1 protein-coding gene, 1 tRNA gene and 2 pseudogenes are annotated in these 2,334 nt (G+C 64.6%); 2 read left to right on the top strand and 2 right to left on the bottom strand.

The window, feature by feature from the left end; all coding sequences use genetic code 11:
- Positions 1–760, bottom strand: a pseudogene (locus BST14_RS27935) (IS481 family transposase); the annotation flags it as partial.
- A gap of 113 nt (positions 761–873) precedes the next feature.
- A tRNA-Lys gene (locus tag BST14_RS27930) sits at positions 874–946 on the bottom strand.
- A 73-nt stretch (positions 947–1,019) separates the two neighbouring features.
- Here BST14_RS27930 and BST14_RS27925 point away from each other — a divergent pair.
- Both BST14_RS27925 and BST14_RS27920 read left to right on the top strand, forming a co-directional pair.
- Positions 1,020–1,640, top strand: a complete 621-nt coding sequence (locus BST14_RS27925; protein ID WP_036474320.1) for a TetR/AcrR family transcriptional regulator — start codon at positions 1,020–1,022, stop codon at positions 1,638–1,640.
- A gap of 131 nt (positions 1,641–1,771) precedes the next feature.
- Positions 1,772–2,334 (top strand): annotated as a pseudogene (locus BST14_RS27920) (hypothetical protein); the annotation flags it as partial.

Below are 2,334 nucleotides of genomic sequence, written 5' to 3'. Positions count from 1 at the left end.
GCGGTGGAACCGCTCGATCTTGCCGGTCGTGGTGGGGCTGCGTGGCTGGGTCAACAGATGCTCGATGCCGTGTTCGCGGCAGATCCGATCAAAGAGCACCTCGACCACGGGGTGATTGAACCGCCCGGTGAACACCTTGCCGTTATCGGTGAGAATCTGCTCGGGCGCCCCGTAGGTCTGTAGCGCTACGCGTAGCCCGTCGCAGACCGCCCGGGTGCGTTCCCGGGCCATCAACCGCGCACAGACACACATCCGCGAATGATCATCAATCCCGGTCAACGCCTTGGCGCAGCTGCCATCAGCCAGTGGGAACCCGCCCACGATGTCCATCTGCCACAACTCCATCGGCGCCCCGCGTTCCCAGCGTTTCCACTTGCGCGAGCGCCGATCCCGCAGACCCGGATCGATCATGTTCGCCCGCACCAAGGCCCGGTAGGCCGCTGACTCCGAGGGCACCGGCGACACCTGGCGTTTCGCCAGCTCGAACACCAACCGCCGCGGACCCCAGTATGGACGCGAGCGGCGCAACTCCAACGGCACCGCCTCGACCCGCGCGGGCATTTGATGTGGACAACTCACCGGCCGATGCGACCGATCCACCAGGCCCTCAAGACCCTGGGCCTCATAGCGGGCCAACCACGAGTGCAGCGTCTGGCGCGACACCAACCAACTTCTCGGCCACCTGCGAGATCGACAACCCATCGCTGATCACCGCCAACACGGCCTGATACCTCTGTTCGGCCACGGATAACTCCCTCATCGAAGGAGTGTCAAGGATCAACCGAAGTAACTGTCAACCATCAGCCGAAACACCGTCAGGCATCACCCGAAGACAAAATGTCAAGCATCAACCGGCGTCATACAGAAAAACTGTGCCCCCGCGGAGACTCGAACTCCGGACCCGCAGATTAAAAGTCAGCTGCTCTACCAACTGAGCTACGGAGGCCTTGGTCGTATCTTTACCTTGACACCCCAAAGCGTAGCAGCGCCGCTTTGGCGCGTCAAGGTATGATCGTTGCATGCCACCATCTCGAAAACGCCGCCGCCCAGACGAAACCCAGTCGTTAATCCTCTACGCCGCTCAGGAATTGCTGATCGAGGCCGGGCCGCGGGCGGTCGAAGTACGCGCCGTCGCCGAGCGCGTCGGCATAACCGACGCCGGTGTCAACCATCACTTCGGTAGCCGCGAAGGGCTGCTCGCAGCTGTGCTGCGTCACAGCAGCGGCCGGATCCGCGCGGCCGTCGAGGACGCCGCACAGGAGTGGGTGCGCGCCGGCGCGCAGATACCTGAGCTGGTGGACCGTATCGCTGAGGTCTACGCCGACGGATACGGCGAGCTCGCGATGGCCCTCCACAGCGCGGGATGGCGCGATCACAGCGACGGCATCTTGGAACCTGTCGTTGACGCCCTCCATGCCGCCCGGCGCAAATCCGGCGGCCGGCGCCCCCCACGCGACGACACCCGCCTCGCCGTCGCCGCTCTGCACCAGGCGCTGGCCACCGAACCCGCCTACGGTGCTGAATTTCGTCGCACTGCGGGCATCAAGGAACCCGACGCCAGCCGCCGCCGCCAACTGCGCTGGTGGACACAGACACTGACAGCCGTGCTGGATCTCGACCGGCCAGCCACACGCACGTAACAGGCCATAGCGCCCATCCGTGACCGGCGCGCTGAGGCCGCGCCGCTGTTGCCCGAACTGCAGTTCAGCAAGCTGCCACAGTTGGTAGGTTTACTCCACGCACGGCAGACGCGGCGGAGGAGGGCTGTCTCGTGGATGCCATCGAGCAGCTGGAGATGCTGTCACAAGAACAGCATCGGCGCTATTTCGATTTGTTCGGCTCCACCCCCGTCGATGGCGGCGGCTTTGGTGACCTCAGTAGCTACGCTCGCACCCTCAGTCAAGGGACCAACGACACGCGCGCCCAGATAATCGGGGCGAGGTTCTCAACCGCCGTGGCCGCTTCCTACGCCGTCGCCACACAAGCCGACCATCTCGTTCTGGATGCGACCGCGCGTTCTCACGGTACCTGGGCCTCTATCACCGATGAGAGCCGTCGGATCAACTTCGAAGGCGCCCGAGCCATCGATGCAAACGCCCGACTCGAGGCGTCCGAGGTCGGCGCCATCCCGGACCCGAATTCGCCGGCGGGTCAAGCGCAAATCCTGAGCCGCATCAACGACCACCAAGCCAAAGCTGCCGCCCTCGTGGAACAAGCCGCGACGGCCGAGCAAGCTTTAGGCGCACGCGCAGCCGCAGCTGGCGAGCAAGGATCGACACCGCGTATACAGGCGGTCGACCAGCACACGTTCAAACAAGATCCCCCACCCCCACC

This window comes from Mycobacterium arosiense ATCC BAA-1401 = DSM 45069 (assembly GCF_002086125.1).
GTDB lineage: Bacteria > Actinomycetota > Actinomycetes > Mycobacteriales > Mycobacteriaceae > Mycobacterium > Mycobacterium arosiense.
This window is presented reverse-complemented; position numbering and strand designations above follow the sequence as displayed.